Source organism: Nonomuraea thailandensis (assembly GCF_024172165.1).
Lineage (GTDB): Bacteria > Actinomycetota > Actinomycetes > Streptosporangiales > Streptosporangiaceae > Nonomuraea > Nonomuraea thailandensis.
In genome coordinates, this window is sequence record NZ_JAMZEB010000004.1 from 65,221 (window position 1) to 83,596 (window position 18,376).

An 18,376-nucleotide genomic window follows, 5' to 3' on the forward strand; every position below is an offset into this window, starting at 1 on the left:
GACGGTGCCGGACGTCCGCAGCGGTGTTCATGGTGAGCCGAGGGGGCGTGGCTGTGGCGAAGTGGGGTCCGCTGCGCGGACGGTATGTGCAGACGCGGGAGCTGGCCATGACGTTGCGGGCGATCGCCGATCAGCAGCGGCAGAGCGTGCGCGGGCTGGCGGAGAAGATCCCCTACGGCCGCAGTGTGATCTCTGCCCATCTCAACGGGGCCCGGCGGCCGGAGTGGGCGTTCGTGGAGGCGTTCCTGGCCGCCTGCGCGGGGCGTGACGGGCAGGCGCTGCAGCTGCTGCGGGCCAAGGTCCGGCCGTTGTGGGAGGCGGCCGATCCGGCGGTGGCCACGGTGCTGGACGAGCCGGTGGAGGTGGATGAGGAGCAGGCCGGCGAACTGGTGCCGGCCTCGGTGCGGCAATGGGTGACGATGCTGGCCGAAGTGGCGGGCAAGCAGCAGATGCTGGCCCGCGCGCAGCTGGCGGTGACCCGGCATCAAGCCCTGAGCGCCGGCCTGCTGGAGATGCTGGGCCGGCTGGCCCAGGCGGTGGCCGACCTGACCCAGGAACGCGATGAGCTGCGGGCGGAGCGTGACACGCTGCTGAGGGCTCAGCACCAGCGGATGGGGCTGGAGGGGGAACTGGCCCGCATTCGTCAGGAACTGCTGGAGACCCAGGAGCGGCTGGAGCTCGCCGAGGAGTTGTATGAGCAGACCAGCCGCCGGCTGGATCAGGCCGAACGTCAGCGTGCGCAGGCCGAACGGCTCAAGCAGCAGGCGTTCGCGCAGTTACGCTCCGTTCTGCGGGCGGCCGATGCGCCGTCCGGGCTGTCCGCGGCGGGGACCAGCAGTGTCCGCGTGGCAGCCGAGGACGATGCGGCCGATCTGATGGGCGAGGGTGAGCAGCAGGCCACCGCCGAGGTGCTCTCCCGCCTCGACCACGTGCTGGCCGGCGAGGCCGCCACCTTGCAGGGCCTGCGCCACGACCTCACCATCGGCTCCCCAGAGCGCGACGCCGACGCCGCGTTGCCCGGGCGGAGCGACGACGCCCGTGCCGATACCGTCCTGGCGAACACGGCTGCGGACACGGCTGGGCACATGGCTGGGCACACGGCCTTCGCCGATGCGGACACCGTCTCTGCCAGCGCGGACACCGGCCGGACAGGTGTCGCTGCACCGTCCTCCGAGCTTGTCGCAGGCCCGGGTGAGCAGTGGGGATCTGCGCAGCCGGCCACCCTCACCCGGCAGCGGTCGAGCGACACCCGCCGGCTCACCCTCCTCCTGTCGGCCCTTGTCCTGCTGGCCGCAGCCGTCCCCGGCACGCTGACCATCCGGCAGTTGTACGACCCCGCGGTGCTGGGCTGGACGCCTGACGCCGTCACCGCGGTGGCCCTCAGCCCGGACGGCAAGCTCCTGGCCGTCGGCAGCGGTGACTACGACAACCAGGGCCAGGTGCAGTTCTGGGATCCGGCCACCCGTCAACCGGTCGGCGACCCGCTGACCGGTACCCAACCGGTGAACGCCGTGGCATTCAGCCCGGACGGCAAGCTCCTGGCCGTCGGCAGCGGCGGCTCCGACGACCAGGGCCAGGTGCGGCTGTGGGATCCAGCCACCCGCCGGCCGATCGGCGACCCGCTGACCGGCCACAACCAGAAGGTCAACGCGGTGGCGTTCAGCCCGGACGGCAAGCTCCTGGCCAGCGGCAGCGGAAACTCCTTCGTCGATGACGCCGACATCATCGACTTCTCGGTGCGCCTGTGGGATCCGGCCACCCGTCAGCCGGTCGGCGACCCGCTGACCGGCCACAATCGACAGGTCGAAGCGGTGGCGTTCAGCCCGGACGGCAAGCTCCTGGCCGTCGGCAGTGGCGGCTACCACGACCAGGGCCAGGTGCGGCTGTGGGATCCGGCCACCCGCCGGCCGGTCGGCGACCCGCTGACCGGCCACCACCAGCAGGTCAACGCGGTGGCGTTCAGCCCGGACGGCAAGCTCCTGGCCGTCGGTAGCGGTGACTACGACCAGGGCCAGGTGCAGTTGTGGGATCCGGCCACCCGTCAGCCGATCGGCGGCCCCTTGAACAGCCAGGAGGGCGGGGTCGAAGCGGTGGCGTTCAGCCCGGACAGCGAGCTCCTGGCCATGATCACCGGCAATTATGCCAACGGAAACGACGAAGTGCGGTTGTTGGATCCGGCCACCCGTCAGCCGGTCGGCGACCCTCTCAATCCCGACAACACCGGAGACTTCACCGCAGTGGTGTTCACCACCGACAGCAAGGCCCTCGTCTGCGGCGGCTGGCCTGCCGACAGCCTTTTTCGCAGCAGTAACGACGACAGCGGAATCGTGCGGCTGGAGGATCTCGACAACTGGCCGGGAGGAGCGGTCCCTCGCTGACTTCGGGTCAGGCCGCCGTCGTGAAGTGGTCTCCCAGCACAGATAGTGACCCCTTATCTGCGCTGACGACGCTTATCCGGTCGGTCCCGAGATATCGGTAAAACCAGCCATGAGCCGATCTTGACGCCTATTGGAGACGTGAGCTGAGCACCGCACGGCGGTCACCAGAGGTGACCGCCGTGCGGGTGGGACGAGGAGCGACCCGGGGACGTTGTGAACAGCCGTTGCTCGTCCCTGAACGCTCACTCGCCTTGCGGCCAGGGTTTCCCTCCGCAGCAGGCCGCTTTCCTTACATATCAACTTCGATCGACTACCTGGAGTGGTTGATCGGTTTGGGGTCTCCTGCGCGTCGTGGTGTGGCGGCGCAACGCCGGGGTAATTCTGCCGGTCCTACGGCGTATAACGGCCGCGTGGACACCTTCGATGTCGTCATCACGGCGCGCTCCAACCTCGAACTGAAGCCGGCGGAGTTCGACAGCCAGGTAGCGACGATCAAACCGGTCATGGCGTGGGATTCGGCCACCTCGGCCTGGCGGACGCGGCTCAGCGGCTCGCGCGCCGAGTACGTCGGCTACGTCATCAACACCTTGTTCGAGGCCGCGCGCCTGTATGGCACTGCCGTCACCGTGCAATGGGTGCCTGCCTCCCAGACGCCCGAGGCCGTCGCGTCCACCTGACCGCCGGAGCTCTCCTACGCCTGGCCCAGGCCGGCCTCGGTGATGCCGGGCGCGGTCAGGCGTTCTACCGCCGCCAGGGCCTGTTCGAGGTGGTCGTGGGTGTGGACCATGGCGATGGTGCCGGTGATCTCCAGGATCCGGGCCACCCGCGGGTGCGGCCCGGCCAGGTGCACGGCCACGCCGTGGGCCTGGGCGAGGACGGCGGCCGCCAGCAGCACGGACAGGCCGGAGCTGTCCAGGAAGGTCAGACGGCTGGCGTCGATGACCAGGTGGTCGTCCAGGCTGCGGCGGGCCAGGGCGAGGTAGTTCTCCAGTTCGCCGGAGGTGGTGGCGTCCACCTCGCCGTCGATCGTGATCACGCTGGCGCCGGGCAGGTGCCGGCAGGTCAGTCGCATGGCAGCCCTCCCAGGCGCGGCGCCGGTGCAGGAGTCTCGGACAGGGCGGTGATCGCGGCGTCGGTGCTGGGGTGGATGTCGAGCGCGTCCCAGACCTCGGTGATCTGCAGCAGGCGGGCGGGCAGGTCTCGCACTGCGGCCAGGTGGAAAGAGCCGCCGTCCTGGCGCACCTGCCGGTGCACGCCGCAGCAGGACGTGCAGGCCGGTGCTGTCCATGAACGTCAGAGCGCCCAGGTCGAGCACCAGGGGCCGGCCCGGATGCCGCATCCGGCCGATGGAGGACTCCAGGTCGTCGGCGTTGGTGGCATCCAGTTCCCCGGCCACGCTGATCACCACACCGGTCAGCGCGCCAGACTCCGGGGCGGTCTCCGTGCCCGCGGGCAGTGGGCGGCAGTCCAGGCGTAGGGGGGTCATGCCGGAACCGGCGGGGTGCAGGCCGTGCGAAGGCGGGCGATGGCGATCATGACCGTCTCAGAAGGTAGGCCCGGTGGGTGCGGCGGGTTGGTGCCGTCACCGCGAGCGTAAGGGTGAAGGCTGGTGCAGGAAAGCCAGTTCGCCATAGGATCTTTAGGTAGCGAGATGTATCCGTTCCGTATACCTGGAGCGCCTGGAGCGCCTGGGGCTCTGGCCGGAGAAGGCGAACGCGAACCGTGAACGCATCGGCGGACCGTCCCCCCACCTGGACCTTCCTCACCCACCACGCCCGTGTCCTGGTCGAGATCGCCCGAAATCCCGAAGCGCGGGTGCGCGACCTGGCCGGCCGCATCGGCATCACCGAACGGGGCGTGCAGAAAATCCTCGCCGACCTGCACCAGGCCGGCTACCTCAGCCGTGAGCGCGTCGGACGGCGCACCCACTACAGCCTCGACCTGGACAAGCACTTCCGCTACCCGACCGAGGCCGGCCTGCCCGTCCGCCTGCTGATCGACCTCTTCATCGACCGGGACGTGCGCGACTCTGCCTGAAGCGGGAGCATCCCGGGGGCCGCCCGACCCTCGTCGTCACGCCATCAAAGGGGTCGGCCTTGCGTGTGTGCTGGTAGCCGCATCCCGGGGTGTCAGCCGGAGACGGCCCGGACCCGGGCGTCTCCGGCAGGCGGTTAGGGGCCGTGTCGGCGGCCTCACCGCTGAGGGCGGCCCTACAGGAAGGTGGAAGGAGCCTCAATGGAGTGGGATGCGCTGAGCGGCGTTACCGGCATTTTCTCCCTGATCGTCGGCACCATCGCAGTCGTGTACGCGCACCGGCAGCTCCGACACGGGACGACATCTTCGACGGGCCGCCCCGTGAACCCCATGGCCACTTTCACATGGCAAGTGAGCGCCATGGCTCCCGTGGCGATTCAGCCAGCCGTGGCATGGATCATCCTCGCCGGATTTCAGATTCCTTCGCCCAGCTTCTGGGGGATCGTCGTCCTGATCCCGTGCATGCTTCTACCCCTGTGCTGCGTTGGCGACGATCTGCTAGGTCTCGCGGGTCGGGGTCCTCGACGTTCAGCGCGAGAACCTCCGCGGCCCGGGCGGCCGTCTCATACAGCGAGTCGAGGGTGCCGCACCGTCCTGAACTGACTGGGGATCCGGCTGGAGGCCTTCACTGCTGCCCGGGCAAGCAGGGCGCGCACGAGAAGGGCGGTGTGGAGGGTGAGGTCGTGGTACTTCCGCCGACAATGGTGCCAGCGCCTCTTTCCACCCCCGGCGACATCAGCCAGCACGCCTGCTGCAACGCCGCCGACCGGCTGCTGAACGGTCAACAGTGAACGCCGCCGCAGGTGGCGCAGGCCTCACGATCGCTTGACTTCGGTACCCGCCGCACGGGGCCGGGGGCGATCGCCGCCGCAGGACCTCCTTCGTCGGCCCCACCGCGGCGTGCGTCACGCTAGTGATGTAGGCGGGGGCCGCCGGTCCTCGGGCAGGGTGCGCAAGCAGCCGAAGTCCACCAGCAGGCGGTAGCCGTCGCCGGCCCCGAGGTCGTGCAGGCGGGTGACGTCGCTGTGGATGAAGCGCGGGCGATGAAGCCCCGGGGTCGCGCCGCCGGCGGTGGCATCGGCCGCGATCCACTGCCCTGGGCAGTCACCGACGCCGGCCGGCCCGACCTGAGCTTTGCTGCTGTCGGCTGTCACTCTTCTCCGGTCTTACGGGTTGCCCCGAGCGCGTAGGAGAGGGCGACGCCGAGACATACGGCCAGGGAAATGCCGAGCGGGAAGTTGTCCAGCGTGACGCCCAGCCCCATGCCGATCGCGATGCCAGACCACGATGCCGATGCGGCCGGCCAGGTCGCGCACCCGCGCTTCGGGATTTCGGGCGATCTCGACCAGGACACGGGCGTGGTGGGTGAGGAAGGTCCAGGTGGGGGGACGGTCCGCCGATGCGTTCACGGTTCGCGTTCGCCTTCTCCGGCCAGAGCCCCAGGCGCTCCAGGCGCTCCAGGTATACGGAACGGATACATCTCGCTACCTAAAGATCCTATGGCGAACTGGCTTTCCTGCACCAGCCTTCACCCTTACGCTCGCGGTGACGGCACCAACCCGCCGCACCCACCGGGCCTACCTTCTGAGACGGTCATGATCGCCATCGCCCGCCTTCGCACGGCCTGCACCCCGCCGGTTCCGGCATGACCCCCCTACGCCTGGACTGCCGCCCACTGCCCGCGGGCACGGAGACCGCCCCGGAGTCTGGCGCGCTGACCGGTGTGGTGATCAGCGTGGCCGGGGAACTGGATGCCACCAACGCCGACGACCTGGAGTCCTCCATCGGCCGGATGCGGCATCCGGGCCGGCCCCTGGTGCTCGACCTGGGCGCTCTGACGTTCATGGACAGCACCGGCCTGCACGTCCTGCTGCGCGTGCACCGGCAGGTGCGCCAGGACGGCGGCTCTTTCCACCTGGCCGCAGTGCGAGACCTGCCCGCCCGCCTGCTGCAGATCACCGAGGTCTGGGACGCGCTCGACATCCACCCCAGCACCGACGCCGCGATCGCCGCCCTGTCCAGCGCCTTCGGGCCGACGACACGTCTGGAGCGGCCGTCATGCGGCTGACCCATCGCTACCTGCCCGGCGCCTGCGTGATCACCATCGACGGCGAGGTGGACATCACCACCTCGCGCGAGCTGGAGAACTACATCCTGCTGGTCCGCCGCAGCCTGGACGACCACCTGGTCATCGATACCGGCCGGCTGGCCTTCCTGGACAGCTCCGGCCTGGCCGTCCTCCTGGCCGCCGTCCTCGCCCAAGCCCGCGGCGTCGCCGTGCACCTGGCCGGGCTGCAACCGCGGGTGGCCCGCATCCTGGAGATCACCGGTGCCCTGGCCGCCGTGCGCACCTACGACCACCTCGAACAGGCGCTGGCCGCGATCGAACGCATGACCGTGGCTGGCTTCACTGAGCCCGGCCTCGGTCCGGCGTAGGAGGATGCCGCCCCGAGGCCGGCCTCTAGGTCTAGAGGCCGGCCCCTCTATGCCTAGAGGCTGCCCTAGAGCCGAAAATGCGCCTTGACCAGGGATCTAGCGCCTAGACCCTGGTCTGTCGGACGGCCGTCTTCGCTGTAGTGCCGAGGTGTGACAGATCGTTGGCGAGAACGCCAAACGCGGAGATCAGTAGCTGACTGACCGGGGCCAGGATGCGGCTGGCTGAGCTGAGAGGAACCTGTTGGGTGCGAGGGCCAGGACCGGTCGAAGCCGTCCTGCCGATCCGCCCCCTCGGGAGTTTGCACGTCCGAATGTCACACATCAAAGGCTCCGGATCCTCTTGGTCACAACAAGAGTCCTGCGAAAGGTGATCGAGGATGAACCCACTCCTAAACCTGCTCACGAAGCCGCTTCTTGCGGGGGCGCTCACCCTGTCTGTGGGGGCGCTGATGGCCGCTCCCGCATCGGCGACAGGCTCCGTGACCATGGCCAGGCCGACCGGCTGCTACTCCAACGTGTGGAATAAGTGGGGCGCCATGGCCACCTGCAGCGACGACAATGGGGGATCATGGCGAGCCATCGCCCTCTGCAAGAGCCCGTCGAGCGGAAAGCTAACTCCTTACTACGGCCCGTGGAGGAGCGGCGACGCGACTTCGATCGCCTATTGCGGCGGTGACAGCGTCGCATCGAGTGCCGGTTTCGAAACTCGCGTCTACTAGACCCCTTCAGGAGTTTCGTCATGAAGCGATTCTTTTCACTGTTCGCCGGAGTCACGCTGGCGGTCGGCACCGTAGCCATGGGCTCCTTGGCCGTAGCCACCACGGCCTCAGCAGCTTCCACCGCAGGCTGGCCGACCGGATGTGACTACTACCTGTACCTATCGGGCGCTAGAGCAGAATGCTCTTCAGGCTCAGGGCAGTTCAAGGCAACGGTCAACTGCCTGCCCTATAGCGGAGGGGCCATCGTTTACCGCGTCGCGGCAGAATGGCGAAACGCGGGCAGCGGCAAGTTCTCATACGTTCCATGTCCGCCTATGACGGCCAACCTGAGCGCGGGCATCATCAAAAGGGCAGGCTGACCCAGAGCCTCAGGGTGCGCGACGAGGGCAAGGCCTGAGCCAGGCCACAACCCGAGCCAGAGGACCACGGATTCGGTCCATGCCTGGCGGGCGGCGGCCGGGACCGGCCGGAGAGCCGCAGCCCGGCCGATCGACCCGCCAGGCCCTCGCGCCCGGCGCGATCGCGCCGGGCGCTCTTGATCCTCATAAGACCAACTCGGCAACTTGCCGCGTGAGACCAGACAGCGATGGTTATCTGGGGTTGTCAAGCGACCTGGCTGGTCAGCCGCGTGAAGGTCTGTCCGGCACGTCAGGCAAGTGGAGCTCAGCATGCCCAGCATGGTGAGCTCCGGCGTGAAGGCATTCGAACGTGTGGAGAGCGATCGATCAGCGTTGATCTCGCTGCCTGTCGAAAGTCACGACTGCAGCTTGACCTGATCAGGTGCGGATGTGAGGGCGGCGACGGTAAGCGTCAGGTGCTGGGTCAGTACCTCGGTGGCGGTGTCGGCGTCACGGGCCAGCGCCGCTTCCTCCAGGCGGCGGTGCTCCGCGGCGCCGTCGCGGTCGGGTGTGCGCTGCGCCGACCAGCGGCGGGCCAGCTCGCCGGCCGTCCATAGCCTGTCGAAGGTGTCCAGCAGCACGGGGTTGCCGCACCCGTCCAGCAGGGTCCGGTGGAAGACGCGGTGTGCCTCCGACCACGCGCTGGTGTAGTACTCGCCTTCCTCCGGCTCGTACGGCGGTGTGCGGGTCAGGCGGTGGTGGGCCGCGCGCACCCGTGCCTCCCAGTCGAGGTCGCCGCGCTCGATCGCCAGGCGCAGCATGACCGGCTCGATCGTACGGCGGGCCTCGGCGATCTGTTGCCACCGCCGGTCGGAGAAGTCGGGGACGGCGAAGCCGCGGTTGGGCAGCCGCACCGCGATGCCCTCGCCCACCAGCCGCACCAGGGCCTCGCGGACGACGGCCAGACTGACCTGGTGCTGCTGGGCCAGTTGCTGCGGCTTGAGCGCCTCACCCGGGGCGTACTCGCCCCTCATGATCGCTTCCTGAAGCCGGGTGTGAACACGCTCGGAGAGCATCTGTTTCGTCGAGGGGTCGGCCGTCATGCCCTCAGGATAGACCATCTGCTAAATAATCGATTATTCGTGTTACAGTCGATGATGTGTGAACGGCGTCCCCGATGGCGCTGCCCACGTCTGCCGACCCATCGGCGGACACCCTCACCACCTGTTCGAAGGACCAGACATGAACAACCCCTTTGCTCGCCTGCCCCAGGTGCCCTCCTTCACCCTCACCAGCACCACGCTGGCCGACGGTGCCCCCTGGCCCGCCGAACAGATGTCCGCAAGCCTCCCGGGAGGCAAGGACATCTCGCCACAGCTGTCGTGGAGCGGCGCCCCCGAGGGGACGAAGAGCTACGCCGTCACGGTGTACGACCCGGACGCGCCGACCGGCTCCGGGTTCTGGCACTGGGCCGTGGCCGACATCCCCGCCACCGTCACCGAGCTGCCCGAAGGCGCGGGCGACGACACCGGAACCGGCCTCCCCCACGGCGCCTACCAGCTGCCCAACGACGCCCGGGTGGCGCGTTACCTCGGCGCGGCCCCGCCCGCGGGGCACGGCCCGCACCGCTATTTCGTCGTGGTGCACGCCCTCGACACCGAGACCATCGGCGTCCCGGCCGGTGCCACCCCCGCCTACCTCGGCTTCACCATCGCCGGCCACCTCCTCGGCCGCGCGGTCCTGACCGCCACCGCCGAGACCCCATGACCGTGACCCCGATCGAGCTCTCCGCGTCCGGCATCCATCTGTCCCCGGGCGGCAGGATCCACGCCGGTGCCCGGCCGGCGGACGCCGGGCGCGATGGCTGGCACCTGAAGGCGTTCCACGCCAGGACCGGCTCCGACGTCCACGCCGACCACTGGCACGTGAACACCGAGGCCGACGAGATCGTGTCCTGCGTCATCGGCAAGATCCGCCTCTACCTGCGTCCAGAACGACCGGGACGGCAGGGGGAAGTAGAGGAGGAGATCAGACTGACCGCCGGCACCGCCGCCATCGTCCCGCGCGGGCGGTGGCACCGGATCCAGCTCGACATCCCCAGCACCATCATGACCATCACTGCGTCATGTGGCGGCCGTTCGGAGAGCCGCGCCGACCCCCTCTGACGGCGCCTGCTCTCCGATGGCGCACCTTCTGGTGACCGACGCCCTCCAACGGCACCCGCTCCTGGCTTCGCTTACGCGGCCGAGCAGGGCCGCCGAGGTGGACGATCAGCGGGTGCGAGGGCGGGCGGGCTTTGGCCTGGAAGACGCGCGTGACGGCGGCGCCGTCGGCGGCGTTGGCGCCCAGTCCGTAGACGGTCTCGGTCGGGAAGGCCACCAGACCTCCGCCGCGCAGCACCCCGGCCGCCCTGTCGATGGCCCCCCTGTCGATGGCCCCCCTGTCGATGGCCCCCCTGTCGATGGCCCCCCTGTCGATGGCCCCCCTGTCGATGGCGGCGCTGTCGATGGCGGCGCTGTCGATGTCACCAGGTCTTGCTGTCACCCTCGAAATCCTCCCGCTGTCGTCCGCTGCCGCATTCCGCGCAGGACGAGGTCGCTGCTACGGCGAGCCGGGCGGCCCCGCGGCAGGTTTCACCGTAGTCAGGCGTGCGCTGAGACCGCAGCCCCGCTCAGGCCATGCGCGGCGACCAGCCGCGCACTGCCGTCGGCCAGCCGATACGACAGGCCCACCACCGCCAGGCGGCCGTCGGCCACCCGCTCGGCCAGGACCCGGGAGCGCTCCAGCAGCAACTCGACGCTGTGCCGGATGTGCTCGTGCAGGATCTGTTCGGCCTGATCGTGTCCGGCGGCGCGGGCCGCCAGCACGCTCGGCATCACCCGCTCGACGACGTCACGCACGAACCCGGCCGGGGTGCTGCCGCCGTCCGCGGCGGCCCGCGCCGCCGCGATGGCCCCGCACGAGTCATGGCCCAAGACCACGACCAGCGGGCTGCCCAGCACGCTCACCCCGTACTCGATGCTGCCCAGCACCTCGGTGCCGGCCACGTGCCCGGCCGTGCGCACCACGAACAGATCCCCCAGCCCCCGATCGAAGATGATCTCAGCAGCCAGCCGGGAATCGGAACAGCCGAACAGCACCGCGAACGGGCTCTGCACCGGCGCCGTCTCAGCACGCCGTGCGGCATCCTGGTTGGGGTGCTCCGGCGCGCCGGCCACGAACCGCTGGTTGCCCTCCAGCAGCATCGCCACGGCATCATCCGGCGTCAGCATCTCGGTCATGACCGCAGGCTACCGGGGGCTGCCGCACCGGCTCCGCGCAGACACCCCGCCAGCACGTTCGCCAACGGCCGGCGGGGCGTCTGCGCGACCGACGCCCTGGGCGGGCAGGGCCTACACGCAGGCTTGGACGGCCGGGGAGCGCAAGCGGCGAGTGGCAGCGCGTCTTGATGCGGTACGGCCAACTGCTGGCCGCTGTGCTCCACAACGCCCCCAGCTACTGGCCCCGTCGCCTCACCCCGGCCCGACGGCCCGGCTGTTCGAGCAGATCCAGGGTGTGCGCGATGGCGTGCTCCTCGCGCCGCTGAGCGCGAGGATCTCGCGCGAGAGTCCCGCCGGCCGCGGTGTCGCACGGCTTCCTCAAGGCGTACGCATGGACGCTGGACTCCGACAGGGGCCGGTACATGTTCCGATCGGCGCCCGGCGCGGGCGAAAAGGCGAAAACCGACACGTCAAGCTGAACTCCGACAGGAGTACCGACAGCAACACGCGAACAGAGCAGACACACTTCCTGGGACAAGGAAGCCGCCGCCCGGGTGCAGTCCGCGGGCCAGACGTTGGCGAGCGAGACGTCGAACGTCTTCATCATCAGGTCATATCCGCTCGCGGGCCCCTCGGAGAGCAGTCCCCAGCACGGCGTGTCGAAGGCTCATGTTCCTATGTTGACATATCTCTACAGGAGGTTCTACTTTCGACATGTCGATATAGGAAGGTTGGGGTTCTGTGATGCGCGGCCTGCTCGGTTTTCTGCCCTGGATCGTCTACGCGTTCGTCGCCACCGGCGACGAGTGGCGCTGGGGCGCCATCACCGGCCTCGCCGTCGCCGTCGCGCTCGTGGTCATCGACCGCGGGTCGGGCAGGGGCTGGGACGAGATAGTGATCGAGACCAGCGCCGTCGTCTTCTTCGCCTGCCTCACGGTGTTCTCTCTGGTGGCGCCCGACTCGCCGCTCACGCCGTACGGGCCGGCGCTGGTCAACGTGTGGCTGGCGGGCACGGCCTGGAGCTCGCTGGCCGTCCGCAGGCCGTTCACGCTCGGCATCGCGCGCACCATGGCACCGAGGCAGGTGTGGGAGACCATGCGGTTCTACCGTCTCAACGCGGTCATCACTGCGGTCTGGGCGGCGGCCTTCACCGCCGCGGCGGTCTCCCTGGCACTTGTACTCGCCGTCACCCCCCATGCGACCACGCTGGTCATCGTCATCAAGGCGCTCACGTTCGCCCTTCCCGCCGGGTTCACCGCCTGGTATCCGAAGCGGGCGCGGCGGGCGCTGACCCGCGAGAGCTGAATCTTCATCGTGGCTCTCAGGCGAGACACTGTCATGTGACTTCAGGCTTCAAGTCGAGACCGTGTGCCCCGCCCAGACGAGCAGCACCAAGCGGGCACGGGCACTCCGCCGGGCGCCGAGCACGCCGGCCGATCCCACGGAAAGCACGCGGCTCGCCCACGGCGCGTTGCCCAATTGCTCTTATGAGAGTCAAGAGCGCCCGGCGCGACCCGCGCCGGGCGCGAGGTCCTGGCGGATCGATCGGCCGGGCTGCGGCTCTGCGGCCGGTCCCGGCCGCCGCCCGCCAGGCCCTCGCGCCCCGACCGGTTCCTCAGGCTTCCTCAGCCCTGGGTCCCATGCCCGCGTTCGCCCCTGGCCGCCGGCACCTCAAGGGCGAAGGCTGGTACAGGAAAGCCGCTTCGTCATACGATCGGTGTAGCGAGATGTTCCCCGTTTCCCGTACACCTGGAGCTCTGGCCGGAAAAGGCAGACGAAACCGTGAACACACCGGCGAACCGTCCCTCGACCTGGACCTTCCTCACCCACCACGCCCGCGTCCTGATCGCGGTCGCCCGGGATCCCAAGGCGCGGGTGCGCGATCTGGCCGACCGCATCGGCATCACCCAGCGGGGCGTGCAGAAGATCCTCGCCGACCTGTACCAGGCCGGCTACCTGACGCCCGAGCGCGTCGGACGGCGCAACCACTACAGCCTCAACCTGGAGGGGCACTTCCGCTACCGGACCGAGGCCGGCCTGCCCGTCCGCCTGCTGATCGACATCTTCGTCGACCGGGACACGCGCTCCTACCGGGGATGATGGTGGGGCATGAGCAGATGGTGGGTCACGAGCACGGGCCCGGAGAAGCCGAGCCGCTCCGCCGGACACTTCACCGTCACCATCGGCCTGCACGAAGCCGTCATCGTCGCCCGCGCCGTCGGCGAGCTCGACTACGCCTCCACCGACCTGCTGCACCGGCAGATCACGCACGCCTGGGCGGCGACGCGGTCGGCCGGGCTGGTGCTGGACCTGAGCGGGCTGACGTTCTGCGACTCCATGGGCGTGGGCGTGCTGGTGCTGCTGCTGCGCCAAAGCCGCCGGCAGCAGGCCGCCCTGATCTTGTCGGGCATCCCGCCCCGTCTGGAACGCCTCTTGACCGTCACCGGCCTGCGCACCGCCTTCCACGTCGAAGCGTCGGTGGAAGAGGCCATCCAGGCCATCCGCGCGGCACCGAGACCGCCGGCCGCGCCGCCGCCCGGCGAGAGCGAGCCCGGCTGAACCACCATCACGATCATGGCTCAGGATTCGCCGTCGTCCTTCTTCCGCGCGCTGAAGGCAGAGCCGAAGGCCACGCCCAGGGCGATACCCAGCGAGACGCCGATGGCGAGGTTGTCCAAGGCGATCCCGAAGACGGCACCGAAGATCAAGCCGAGGCTGATCCCGAAGCTGACCCCGGCGCCGGGGGGCATCTTGTTCGCCATCGCATCTCTCCCGGGGGACGTGGCCGCCATCCCCTCTCAACAAACGGTGTTGAGAGGTTATTGAACCATGAGGGTTGTTGAATGAGTTTTTGAAGGCTTCCAGGGGCCTTTGAGGGCGGGTGGGGCGGGTCTTCAGAAAACGATCGTTAAATGAAGATCATCACCCGCTATCCGGCTCCATTCCCTCCGCCTCCCCCGTCCAGTAGGCGAGGTTGTGCCGGGTGGTCAGGGTGTCGGGGTGGTCGGCGCCTAGGACGCGTTCGCGGATGGGGAGCAGGGCGGCGAGCCGGGGGCTCCGCGACCACGACCCCAGCATCGCCGAGGTGAGCGCCGGAGCCGACAGCCGGCCATCTGCCCAGGCCCTCACGCGGCTCACCCCATCGGCGTCACTCCTCCTCACCGGGCCTACTGACATGCCTTACAGACCTTCGAGCGGCTGACCTGCTACTTCGCTCAAGAACACGAGATAACTGACGTGCTCGCTTCGGTCAGCTGGGCCAGCGCCGCGCTGGCGCTGCTGCGACGCACCGGCACCGGTGACCGGATCGCCTACCAGCTCTACACCGTGGCCTACGCCACCGCCCTCGCATGCGCCGCATTGACCACGATCGGACGTGCCTTGGCGAGATGGGCGGCCAGTTCCTCACGTGTCTGGTGCAGGTGCGCGTTCCATGCGGGCTGGCCGGGGCCGCTGCGCCAGGACTCGCTCAGCGGGCTGTTGTCAACGGTGTCGAAACCGAACTCGTCGTACAGGCGGGTGACCAGTTCCACGGCCTCGGGGAAGTCGCTCGACACGGACAGCGCGTGGCGGCCGGGCGTGCCCGCGGGGCTGGCCGAGGCGAAGAATCGTGGGGCCTGGATGTGCGTGAAGGCCTTGGCCACCTTCGAGGTGGGAAGCTGCTCCTGACGCAACTCGTGCACGGTCTTCTCGCCCGAGTCGACAACGGGGTAGTGGCCGTCGCGCCAGGGCATGTAGTTGTTCGTGTCAAGCACGATCTTGTCCGCAAGCTGTGCCACGGGCATGTTGTTGACCAGCTTGAGCGGGACCGCCACGATCGCGAAGTCAGCCGCCGCGGCGGCGTCGGCGGCGGTCGCGGCGCGCGCTGAGGGGCCGAGCTCGGCGATGAGCCGGGTCAGAGTCTGCGGTCCGCGGGAATTGGCGATGACGATGTCGTAGCCGTGCTCGATCGCCGCACGCGCGAGCGTGCTGCCGACCTCACCCGCGCCGATGATGCCGATGACGGTCATGGATCCTTTATTCAACTTCCAGTGGGACGGTTGCGCCGTCGCCTGGCCCGGTTTCGGCCGGGCAGCCGTACTTGGAGCCGAAACTGATCAGCAGGCGCCGGCGGGCACGCCGACGAGGCGGCCAACATCAGCCCGGGTCGCGACCCGGCCGCGTGTTCCCGCAAGGGCAGCGCTGTCCTTGCGTCAGAACTGACTGGCGCCGCCGTCGACGTGGACTTCCGTGCCGGTCATGAAGCTGCTGCGGTCGGAGGCTAGGAAGGCCACGACGCCGGCGGTCTCCTCGGGCCGAGCGAGGCGGTTCATGGGGACGGTCGCGATCATGGCCGCGCGCTGCTCTTCGCCGTCACCCGTCACCCCGAGCAGGCCGGGGGTCTCGGTGGGCCCGGGGGCGATGGTGTTGACGCGGATGCCCCGGCCGGTCAGCTCCGCGGCAAAGGTGCGGCCGAGTGAGCGGATGGCGGCCTTGGTGGCGGCGTAGACGCTCATCGCCGGTGATGCCTTGATGGCTACGTTGGAACCGCAGAGGATGACCGACGAGCCGTCCTTCAGCAGCGGCAGAGCCTTCTGGAGGGTGAACACGATGCCGCCGACGTTGGTGTTGAACGTGTGTGTGTAGTGCTCCCAGGTGATCTCGCCCAGCGGGGCGATCTCGGCGATGCCCGCGTTGGCGAACAGGATGTCGAGGCCCCGGCCGGTCCCCCCAACGGCCGCCATGACCCGATCGAGGTCCTCGAGGTCGGTGACGTCGGCCTGGATCCCGGTCGCCCGGTCGGCGCCGATCCCGGCTACGACCTCGTCCAGCTTCTCCTTGCGCCTCCCGGTCAGGAAGACGTACGCCCCCTCGGCCGCGAGCGTCCGAGCCGACGCGAGGCCGATACCGGAGGTTGCGCCGGTGACGAGGGCGATCTTGCCGTCGAGCTGTCCCATGGTGTGACTCCCTTTTTGAACCGTTCGGTTGCGAGGCCACACTAGCAGCTTTTTGTACCGATCGGTTGGCGGTGCAGTCGTATTTTTGTACCGGGTGGTATCGTGGGTGCATGAGCAGCACCGCTTCCTACCGCGGCAGGGGGCGCCCGCGTGCTTTCGTGGAGGACGAGGCCCTCGACCGGGCGATCCGCGTTTTTTGGGAGCACGGGTACGAAGGCGCTTCTCTGAGTGACCTCACCAAGGCCATGGGCATCAACAAGCCGAGCCTGTACATCGTGTTCGGCAGCAAGGAAGAGCTGTTCAAGCGTGCCGTTACCCGTTACGGGGACACCTATGTAGCCTACGCGGCGGGCACCTTGGAGGAGCCGACTGCGTATGCCGTGATCGAGAGCTATCTGCGCGCCGCTGTCGATGCTCTGACCGGCAGCGGTCATCCGCCGGGCTGTCTGTCCATCCAGGGTGGTCTGTCCTGTGCGCCGTCGAACAGCGGTATCTCCGAGTTCCTGGCCGGTTACCGGGCGGTCTTCGAGGGTGAGCTCGCGCAGCGGCTGGCCCGGGCGGAGAAGGAGGGTGACCTCGTGGCAGACACCGATACTGCGGCTCTGGCCCGTTTTGTTGTGACCCTGGGTCAGGGTCTGGCCGTCCACGCAGCGGCCGGCGCGGGGCGTGAGGATCTGCAGGCCGCAGTGGACGTCGCATTGCGGGGGGTCGCCGCTTACCTGCCCTCGGGGAACCCGGTCACCCCAGCGGTGCAGACCACCAGGGCGTAACCTTCGACACCGTCATCGTCAGCGGCGGCGGATCGCCGTTCGCCGTACTGCTGAAGATCTGCGCCCAGCGCACCGACGGTCAGGCCGGGGGAGCCGGGTGGCAGCACGCTGCGGGCGTGCGGGAGAAGCGCTCGATAGGCGGGCCAGGCGTCGATCGTGCCCGGATCGTCGGGCAGCGCGGCCAAGATCAGCTCCGCAGCGGTTTGGCGGCTGTGGTTGTGCTGGTCGGGGGTGAGCTGGTGCAGGGTGACGGCCTGGATGAGCCGGTGCACGCTGACCAGGTCCTCCGGCTGACCAGGTCCTCGGCTGACCAGGTCCTCGGCTGGCCAGGCTGGAGGTCGGCGGGGCTGGGGGTAAGGGTGATCAGGTTGTAGCAGGCCAGCAAGGCCAGGGCTTCGCCGACCTGGAGCGGGTCGGTCTCGGGCAGGGCGTCCAGGACGGAGCAGGGCAGGTTGTCGGGGGCGAAGCAGGCCAGCAGGTTCAGCACGCGGATGGCCAGCGGGTTGATGGCCTGGATGCGGGCGTGGCTGAGGGTCAGCACCTTGGCCACCACCCGCTCGGCGTCGCCGCCGGCCAAGGACCTTGATTACCTTCGTGACGCCGCCACCTCGTACACCTGCGCGGCATGTGGTGAGGCCGGCGGCGTACCTGGCCAGCCGGCCGCGGTCGTTCTCCTGCGTGACGGCTCGTTCAGCATGGCCCGGTTGACTCACCGTGGTGCGCCCCGAGCGCCGTGTTCGACATCCCCGGCTTGCAGGCCCGGCTCATCGCCGAGGAAGAGCCGACAACGAGCCGGGTGGTCGCGGCGTGGCTGCCCTTCCCCGTCCTGCTGCTGGAGCCTGTCTCCAGGGTGTCCATTGGCGAGGGTGACCGGGTGGCCGGCGACCGGGTGGACGGCCTGGCCTCCTGGCTGCTGGTCCATGGCCTGCATCTGGTGGCCGTGCTCACTTTGCAGCCGCCGGCCGCGCCTGGCTGGGCCGCCGAGCTGGACGGCCTGGATGGATTGCGGGTGCTCAGCCCCACCGCCGAGCTGGTCTTTGACGGCACGCTTGGGCCTGACGAGTCCTGGCGGGCCGCCGTCACGGATCAGGGCTCGTGCGTGCTGATGGCGGGTGCCGGTCTTGACCTTCATAGAGCGCCAGCCACGGCGGAGGAGCTCTATGCCCGTCTGGCCGACGTAGCCGCCGCTGGTCGTCTCGTGGGTGGAACGATCACCGTACGACGGACCAGCCCTTCCGCGTGATCTTGACCATGCGGCGGCTGATGACTTGGTTGACCGTGGACTCGGCGGTGGCGCTGGAGATCGGTTCGCCGCGGCGGTGGCGTTCGCCGTAGTTGGGGATCTGGGCGCGGTTGCCGTCGATGTAGCCGTGGAACTCGGCGCGCCGGGCGAAGAACGCAGCGCTCGCGGTCGTCCACCTTGCCACCGGCGCTGCTCTGGCGCCCATGGCCGGGCGTCGGGTGTGGCCGGATGCGGCCAGCGGGTAGCGCCGATTTCGGATGG

At 69.1% G+C, this 18,376-nt stretch carries 27 protein-coding genes and 1 pseudogene; 13 read left to right on the plus strand and 15 right to left on the minus strand.

Features of this window, described 5'->3' with window-relative positions:
- Positions 1–53 precede the first annotated feature (53 nt).
- Both HD597_RS66440 and HD597_RS63935 read left to right on the plus strand, forming a co-directional pair.
- Positions 54–2,378, plus strand: a complete 2,325-nt coding sequence (locus HD597_RS66440) for a WD40 repeat domain-containing protein (RefSeq protein WP_253760376.1) — start codon at positions 54–56, stop codon at positions 2,376–2,378.
- 410 nt (positions 2,379–2,788) lie between these two features.
- Positions 2,789–3,055, plus strand: coding sequence for a hypothetical protein (locus tag HD597_RS63935; protein WP_253760379.1), 267 nt, complete (start codon positions 2,789–2,791; stop codon positions 3,053–3,055).
- A gap of 14 nt (positions 3,056–3,069) precedes the next feature.
- Here the strand turns inward: HD597_RS63935 and HD597_RS63940 are convergent, their stop codons facing one another.
- From HD597_RS63940 to HD597_RS67175, 3 genes and pseudogenes are all read right to left on the minus strand, one after another.
- Entirely contained in the window at positions 3,070–3,450 is a 381-nt protein-coding gene (locus HD597_RS63940) for an STAS domain-containing protein (RefSeq protein WP_253760381.1), read from the minus strand.
- Positions 3,441–3,632: an STAS domain-containing protein gene (locus HD597_RS63945; protein ID WP_253760384.1), complete on the minus strand. Its 192-nt coding sequence runs from the start codon at positions 3,630–3,632 to the stop codon at positions 3,441–3,443. The genes HD597_RS63940 and HD597_RS63945 overlap by 10 nt, the downstream gene beginning before the upstream one ends.
- Positions 3,633–3,678: 46 nt before the next feature.
- A pseudogene (locus tag HD597_RS67175) lies at positions 3,679–3,864 on the minus strand (STAS domain-containing protein); the annotation flags it as partial.
- Between the two features lie 236 nt (positions 3,865–4,100).
- Between HD597_RS67175 and HD597_RS63950 the strand changes: the two are divergent.
- Positions 4,101–4,415: a helix-turn-helix transcriptional regulator gene (locus tag HD597_RS63950; RefSeq protein ID WP_253760387.1), complete on the plus strand. Its 315-nt coding sequence runs from the start codon at positions 4,101–4,103 to the stop codon at positions 4,413–4,415.
- Positions 4,416–5,317: 902 nt separating this feature from the next.
- Here HD597_RS63950 and HD597_RS63955 read toward each other — a convergent pair.
- On the minus strand, positions 5,318–5,566 hold the full coding sequence (locus tag HD597_RS63955; RefSeq protein WP_253760389.1) for a hypothetical protein: 249 nt from the start codon (positions 5,564–5,566) through the stop codon (positions 5,318–5,320).
- Positions 5,563–5,766 carry a hypothetical protein gene (locus HD597_RS63960; protein WP_253760392.1) on the minus strand — a complete coding sequence of 68 codons (204 nt, stop codon included), beginning with the start codon at positions 5,764–5,766 and terminating at the stop codon, positions 5,563–5,565. Before HD597_RS63960 ends, HD597_RS63955 begins: the two co-directional genes overlap by 4 nt.
- A 291-nt stretch (positions 5,767–6,057) precedes the next feature.
- On the opposite strand from HD597_RS63960, the gene HD597_RS63965 reads away from it, so the two are divergent.
- From HD597_RS63965 to HD597_RS63975, 3 genes are all read left to right on the plus strand, one after another.
- Positions 6,058–6,480 carry an STAS domain-containing protein gene (locus HD597_RS63965; protein WP_253760394.1) on the plus strand — a complete coding sequence of 141 codons (423 nt, stop codon included), beginning with the start codon at positions 6,058–6,060 and terminating at the stop codon, positions 6,478–6,480.
- Positions 6,471–6,848, plus strand: a complete 378-nt coding sequence (locus HD597_RS63970; protein ID WP_253760396.1) for an STAS domain-containing protein — start codon at positions 6,471–6,473, stop codon at positions 6,846–6,848. The genes HD597_RS63965 and HD597_RS63970 overlap by 10 nt, the downstream gene beginning before the upstream one ends.
- Before the next feature lie 739 nt (positions 6,849–7,587).
- A complete protein-coding gene (locus HD597_RS63975) occupies positions 7,588–7,926 on the plus strand; it encodes a hypothetical protein (protein WP_253760398.1) in 339 nt (112 codons plus the stop codon).
- A 395-nt stretch (positions 7,927–8,321) separates the two neighbouring features.
- Here the strand turns inward: HD597_RS63975 and HD597_RS63980 are convergent, their stop codons facing one another.
- Entirely contained in the window at positions 8,322–9,008 is a 687-nt protein-coding gene (locus HD597_RS63980; RefSeq protein WP_253760399.1) for a GntR family transcriptional regulator, read from the minus strand.
- A gap of 139 nt (positions 9,009–9,147) precedes the next feature.
- Between HD597_RS63980 and HD597_RS63985 the strand changes: the two genes are divergently transcribed.
- Entirely contained in the window at positions 9,148–9,672 is a 525-nt protein-coding gene (locus HD597_RS63985) for a YbhB/YbcL family Raf kinase inhibitor-like protein (protein ID WP_253760400.1), read from the plus strand.
- Positions 9,669–10,070 (plus strand): cupin, encoded by a 402-nt coding sequence (locus HD597_RS63990; protein ID WP_253760401.1) that lies wholly within the window; start codon positions 9,669–9,671, stop codon positions 10,068–10,070. The genes HD597_RS63985 and HD597_RS63990 overlap by 4 nt, the downstream gene beginning before the upstream one ends.
- Here HD597_RS63990 and HD597_RS63995 read toward each other — a convergent pair.
- Complete coding sequence (locus tag HD597_RS63995; RefSeq protein WP_253760402.1) at positions 10,021–10,449, minus strand: L-threonylcarbamoyladenylate synthase; 429 nt, start codon at positions 10,447–10,449, stop codon at positions 10,021–10,023. The genes HD597_RS63990 and HD597_RS63995 overlap by 50 nt on opposite strands.
- Before the next feature lie 98 nt (positions 10,450–10,547).
- Positions 10,548–11,186 carry a carbonic anhydrase gene (locus HD597_RS64000; protein ID WP_276085557.1) on the minus strand — a complete coding sequence of 213 codons (639 nt, stop codon included), beginning with the start codon at positions 11,184–11,186 and terminating at the stop codon, positions 10,548–10,550.
- 723 nt (positions 11,187–11,909) lie between these two features.
- On the opposite strand from HD597_RS64000, the gene HD597_RS64005 reads away from it, so the two are divergent.
- The 3 genes from HD597_RS64005 to HD597_RS64015 all read left to right on the plus strand — a co-directional run bounded on the left by HD597_RS64005 (position 11,910) and on the right by HD597_RS64015 (position 13,724).
- The gene (locus tag HD597_RS64005; protein WP_253760404.1) at positions 11,910–12,470 is read left to right on the plus strand and encodes a hypothetical protein; all 561 of its coding nucleotides are present in this window, start codon (positions 11,910–11,912) and stop codon (positions 12,468–12,470) included.
- Between the two features lie 477 nt (positions 12,471–12,947).
- The gene (locus HD597_RS64010) at positions 12,948–13,265 is read left to right on the plus strand and encodes a helix-turn-helix transcriptional regulator (protein WP_253760406.1); all 318 of its coding nucleotides are present in this window, start codon (positions 12,948–12,950) and stop codon (positions 13,263–13,265) included.
- Positions 13,266–13,274: 9 nt separating this feature from the next.
- Positions 13,275–13,724, plus strand: a complete 450-nt coding sequence (locus tag HD597_RS64015) for an STAS domain-containing protein (protein ID WP_253760409.1) — start codon at positions 13,275–13,277, stop codon at positions 13,722–13,724.
- Positions 13,725–13,744: 20 nt separating this feature from the next.
- Here HD597_RS64015 and HD597_RS64020 read toward each other — a convergent pair whose 3' ends face one another.
- From HD597_RS64020 to HD597_RS64035, 4 genes are all read right to left on the minus strand, one after another.
- Complete coding sequence (locus HD597_RS64020) at positions 13,745–13,927, minus strand: glycine zipper domain-containing protein (RefSeq protein ID WP_253760412.1); 183 nt, start codon at positions 13,925–13,927, stop codon at positions 13,745–13,747.
- A gap of 160 nt (positions 13,928–14,087) precedes the next feature.
- Positions 14,088–14,294, minus strand: a complete 207-nt coding sequence (locus HD597_RS64025) for a hypothetical protein (protein ID WP_253760415.1) — start codon at positions 14,292–14,294, stop codon at positions 14,088–14,090.
- A gap of 203 nt (positions 14,295–14,497) precedes the next feature.
- Complete coding sequence (locus tag HD597_RS64030; protein WP_253760418.1) at positions 14,498–15,175, minus strand: NADPH-dependent F420 reductase; 678 nt, start codon at positions 15,173–15,175, stop codon at positions 14,498–14,500.
- A gap of 183 nt (positions 15,176–15,358) precedes the next feature.
- A complete protein-coding gene (locus HD597_RS64035; RefSeq protein WP_253760421.1) occupies positions 15,359–16,102 on the minus strand; it encodes an SDR family NAD(P)-dependent oxidoreductase in 744 nt (247 codons plus the stop codon).
- A 110-nt stretch (positions 16,103–16,212) separates the two neighbouring features.
- On the opposite strand from HD597_RS64035, the gene HD597_RS64040 reads away from it, so the two are divergent.
- A complete protein-coding gene (locus HD597_RS64040) occupies positions 16,213–16,872 on the plus strand; it encodes a TetR/AcrR family transcriptional regulator (protein WP_253760423.1) in 660 nt (219 codons plus the stop codon).
- On the opposite strand, the gene HD597_RS64045 is transcribed toward HD597_RS64040, so the two are convergent.
- Positions 16,818–17,144 (minus strand): hypothetical protein, encoded by a 327-nt coding sequence (locus HD597_RS64045; RefSeq protein WP_253760426.1) that lies wholly within the window; start codon positions 17,142–17,144, stop codon positions 16,818–16,820. The two genes, HD597_RS64040 and HD597_RS64045, sit on opposite strands and share 55 nt — an antisense overlap.
- Positions 17,060–17,449 (minus strand): hypothetical protein, encoded by a 390-nt coding sequence (locus tag HD597_RS64050; protein WP_253760428.1) that lies wholly within the window; start codon positions 17,447–17,449, stop codon positions 17,060–17,062. The genes HD597_RS64045 and HD597_RS64050 overlap by 85 nt, the downstream gene beginning before the upstream one ends.
- 156 nt (positions 17,450–17,605) lie before the next feature.
- On the opposite strand from HD597_RS64050, the gene HD597_RS64055 reads away from it, so the two are divergent.
- Positions 17,606–18,115: a hypothetical protein gene (locus tag HD597_RS64055; RefSeq protein WP_253760430.1), complete on the plus strand. Its 510-nt coding sequence runs from the start codon at positions 17,606–17,608 to the stop codon at positions 18,113–18,115.
- Here the strand turns inward: HD597_RS64055 and HD597_RS64060 are convergent.
- Complete coding sequence (locus HD597_RS64060) at positions 18,084–18,299, minus strand: hypothetical protein (protein ID WP_253760487.1); 216 nt, start codon at positions 18,297–18,299, stop codon at positions 18,084–18,086. The genes HD597_RS64055 and HD597_RS64060 overlap by 32 nt on opposite strands.
- Between the last annotated feature and the right edge of the window lie 77 nt (positions 18,300–18,376).

Bases quoted from the DNA above. Each gene is read 5' to 3' on its own strand.
- HD597_RS64005 (WP_253760404.1), top strand. From the start codon at position 11,910: ATGCGCGGCCTGCTCGGTTTTCTGCCCTGGATCGTCTACGCGTTCGTC.
- HD597_RS64015 (WP_253760409.1), top strand. From the start codon at position 13,275: ATGAGCAGATGGTGGGTCACGAGCACGGGCCCGGAGAAGCCGAGCCGC.
- HD597_RS63940 (WP_253760381.1), bottom strand. From the start codon at position 3,450: ATGCGACTGACCTGCCGGCACCTGCCCGGCGCCAGCGTGATCACGATC.
- HD597_RS63980 (WP_253760399.1), bottom strand. From the start codon at position 9,008: ATGACGGCCGACCCCTCGACGAAACAGATGCTCTCCGAGCGTGTTCAC.
- HD597_RS64000 (WP_276085557.1), bottom strand. From the start codon at position 11,186: ATGACCGAGATGCTGACGCCGGATGATGCCGTGGCGATGCTGCTGGAG.
- HD597_RS64020 (WP_253760412.1), bottom strand. From the start codon at position 13,927: ATGGCGAACAAGATGCCCCCCGGCGCCGGGGTCAGCTTCGGGATCAGC.
- HD597_RS64035 (WP_253760421.1), bottom strand. From the start codon at position 16,102: ATGGGACAGCTCGACGGCAAGATCGCCCTCGTCACCGGCGCAACCTCC.
- HD597_RS64030 (WP_253760418.1), bottom strand. From the start codon at position 15,175: ATGACCGTCATCGGCATCATCGGCGCGGGTGAGGTCGGCAGCACGCTC.
- HD597_RS63970 (WP_253760396.1), top strand. From the start codon at position 6,471: ATGCGGCTGACCCATCGCTACCTGCCCGGCGCCTGCGTGATCACCATC.
- HD597_RS64040 (WP_253760423.1), top strand. From the start codon at position 16,213: ATGAGCAGCACCGCTTCCTACCGCGGCAGGGGGCGCCCGCGTGCTTTC.
- HD597_RS63965 (WP_253760394.1), top strand. From the start codon at position 6,058: ATGACCCCCCTACGCCTGGACTGCCGCCCACTGCCCGCGGGCACGGAG.
- HD597_RS63975 (WP_253760398.1), top strand. From the start codon at position 7,588: ATGAAGCGATTCTTTTCACTGTTCGCCGGAGTCACGCTGGCGGTCGGC.
- HD597_RS63990 (WP_253760401.1), top strand. From the start codon at position 9,669: ATGACCGTGACCCCGATCGAGCTCTCCGCGTCCGGCATCCATCTGTCC.
- HD597_RS63985 (WP_253760400.1), top strand. From the start codon at position 9,148: ATGAACAACCCCTTTGCTCGCCTGCCCCAGGTGCCCTCCTTCACCCTC.